This is a genomic window from Roseateles sp. (assembly GCF_031397715.1).
In the GTDB taxonomy this organism is placed as follows: Bacteria; Pseudomonadota; Gammaproteobacteria; order Burkholderiales; family Burkholderiaceae_C; genus Paucibacter_A.
In genome coordinates this window covers 1-2,762 of sequence record NZ_JANNMI010000157.1, presented here as the reverse complement: position 1 = coordinate 2,762, position 2,762 = coordinate 1, and the positions used below count along the sequence as shown (strand labels likewise).

The following is a 2,762-nucleotide window of genomic DNA, read 5'->3' as shown; positions in this document are numbered from 1 at the left end:
GGTCTGAACCGTTTCCTCACCGCCAATGGCCTCAACCTCACCAGCCTGTTGGGCTTTGCGCTGGTGATGGGTTTCGGCGGCGCCTTTATCTCGCTACTGATCAGCACGCCGATGGCCAAGTGGACCACCGGCGTCAAACTCATCAATGATTCCGGCGATGCGACCCATCTGTGGTTGGTCACGACCGTCGAGCGCTTTGCCGAGAAGGCCGGCATCAAGATGCCCGAGGTCGGCATTTACGAGGGTCCGCCGAACGCGTTTGCGACCGGCGCCTTCAAGAACTCGGCGCTGGTGGCGGTGTCTACCGGCCTGTTGGAGTCGATGAGCCGCGAAGAGGTGGAGGCCGTGCTGGGCCATGAGGTCGCGCATGTGGCCAATGGCGATATGGTCACCATGGCCCTGATCCAAGGCGTGATGAACACCTTTGTGGTCTTTATTTCACGCGTGATCGGCTATTTGGTCGACAAGTTCGTGTTGCGCAATCAGAACGACGGCCCCGGCATGGGCTACTTCATCACCACCATCGTGATGGACATCGTGTTGGGTGTGGTGGCGGCAATGATCGTGGCCTGGTTCTCGCGCCAGCGCGAGTTTCGAGCCGACGCCGGCGCCGCCCAGCTGATGGGCCGCAAGCAGCCGATGATGAATGCGCTGGCCCGGCTGGGCGGCCTGGACCCCGGCGAAATGCCCAAGTCGATGCAGGCGATGGGCATCAGCGCGCGGCCCAGTGGTTTGATGGCGCTGTTCTCCAGCCATCCGCCGATGGAGCAACGGATCGAGCGGCTCAGGCAAGCAGGTCAGTGATGGATGTGGTGCTGTGGGTGTCCTGTGTCGGCCTGATTTTGGCGGGCCTGGCCGGCACTGTTCTGCCCTTGCTGCCGGGCACGCTGCTGGTGCTGCTGGGCATTGTGCTGGGCGCCTGGATTGGGGACTTCCAAGCGGTGGGTTGGGGCACCATCGCGGTGGTGACGGCGCTGGCGCTGCTGGCCTGGGTGCTGGACTATGTGGCCGGCCTGCTCGGTGCGCGCAAGGTCGGAGCCAGCCGGCAAGCGCTGATCGGCGCCGCCTTGGGCACGCTGCTGGGCATTTTTACCGGCCTGGTGGGCGTGCTGTTCATGCCGCTGCTGGGTGCGGCCGCCGGCGAGTATCTGGCGCAGCGCAACGAGGGCCGGGCGATCAAGGTCGGCGTGGCCACCTGGGTCGGCATGATGGTGGGCATGTTGGCCAAGGTGGTGTTGGCCTTCATGATGATGGGCATCTTTATCGTCGCCTTGATCTTTTAGGCGACGCCATTTTCAGCTGACACGCAGCGGGATCGTCACCGGCCCGTCGTTGATCAAGCTGATCTGCATCGCGGCGCCGAATTCGCCGCTCGCGACCACCGGGTACTGGCTGCGGGCGATTCGCAAGCAATGCTCATACAGGCGCCGGCCCAGCTCGGGGCGCGCCGCGCCGGTGAAACTGGGCCGATTGCCGCCGCTGCAGTCGGCCGCCAGCGTGAACTGTGAAACGACAAGTAAGCCCCCGCCCACGTCCTGCAGGCTGAGGTTCATCTTGCCAGCTGCGTCGCCGAAGATGCGCAGCTTCAAGACCTTGTTGATCAGCTTCTCGGCCTGCGCCTCGCTGTCGGCGGGCTCGGCGCAGACCAGCAGCAACAGCCCGTGATCGATGGCACCTATCACCTGGCCGGCAACCTCGACGCTGGCGTGGCGCACCCTTTGCAGCAGGGCGATCACGCCAAGCCCTCGGCGGCCGAATGCGCCTCGACATCCATGGGCAGTAACTGAATACTTGCCCGCAGCCCCGGCACGGCCTTCATCAAGGCTTTTTCAACGTCGCCACGCACGGTGGCCGCTCGGCCCAGGTCCCAGTTCGAGGGCATGTGCATATGCAGGTCGATGTAGCGGCGCTGGCCGGCGTTGCGGGTGACGATGTGGTCGAAACGAATGGTCTGGTGGGCGAAGTCGTCCAACACGGCTTGCACCGCCTGCATCGCTTCGGTGTCCAGCGCCTGATCCATCAGGCCGTCGCTGGACTGCCGCACCAGCTGCACGCCCTCGCGCAAGATATTCAGCGCGACCAGGATGGCCAGCACCGGGTCCAGCCAGAGCCAGCCGGTCAGCATCACGCCGATCAGTCCGGCCACCACGCCGGCCGAGGTCCAGACATCGGTGAACATATGGCGTGCATTGGCCTCCAGCGCCATCGACTGGTGCTCGCGCGACTTGCGCAACATCGCCCAGCCCAGGGCGCCGTTCAGGCTTGAGCTGATCACGGCCAGGGCAATGCCGATGCCCAGCGCGTCGACCGGCTGGGGCTCAGCCAAGCGCTGCGAGGCGGCCCAGATGATGCCGACGCCGGCGGCGATGATCAGCACACCCTCGAAGCCGCTGGAGAAATACTCGGCCTTGTGGTGGCCGTAGGGATGCTCGGCGTCGGGTGGCCGGGCGGCGATGGTGACCATCGCCAGCGCGAACATCGCGCCGGCCAGATTGACCAGCGATTCGAGCGCGTCGGCGGCCAGGCTGACCGAATCGGTCCACCACCAGGCGCCGGTTTTGAGAACAATGGTGGCCAGGGCGACGGCGACCGATAACTTCAGGTAGGAGCTGACTTGCATGGCGGCATTGTCACCGGGGCCGCACCTACAATGCCCGCCAGCACTCTCAACTCGCGAAACTCCTGCCATGACGAACGATACTGCCGCAGCAATTCACAGCACCGACGTGTCCCATATCGGCTCGCGCGAGAAGGCCGAGATC

Annotated in this window: 4 protein-coding genes; 2 read left to right on the top strand and 2 right to left on the bottom strand. The window is 64.8% G+C overall.

The annotated features are described in order from the left end of the window. Together htpX and RMO57_RS06865 are read left to right on the top strand one after the other, a co-directional pair. Window positions 1–804: protease HtpX (gene htpX, locus RMO57_RS06870; RefSeq protein ID WP_310385328.1), on the top strand; the 804-nt coding region annotated here is incomplete at its 5' end. Beyond that, window positions 804–1,283 (top strand): DUF456 domain-containing protein, encoded by a 480-nt coding sequence (locus RMO57_RS06865; RefSeq protein WP_310385327.1) that lies wholly within the window; start codon window positions 804–806, stop codon window positions 1,281–1,283. The genes htpX and RMO57_RS06865, both read left to right, overlap by 1 nt. 12 nt (window positions 1,284–1,295) lie before the next feature. Here the strand turns inward: RMO57_RS06865 and dtd are convergent, their stop codons facing one another. Together dtd and RMO57_RS06855 are read right to left on the bottom strand one after the other, a co-directional pair. Beyond that, complete coding sequence (dtd, locus tag RMO57_RS06860; RefSeq protein ID WP_310385326.1) at window positions 1,296–1,736, bottom strand: D-aminoacyl-tRNA deacylase; 441 nt, start codon at window positions 1,734–1,736, stop codon at window positions 1,296–1,298. Next, complete coding sequence (locus tag RMO57_RS06855; protein WP_310385325.1) at window positions 1,733–2,620, bottom strand: cation diffusion facilitator family transporter; 888 nt, start codon at window positions 2,618–2,620, stop codon at window positions 1,733–1,735. Before RMO57_RS06855 ends, dtd begins: the two co-directional genes overlap by 4 nt. Window positions 2,621–2,762 lie beyond the last annotated feature (142 nt).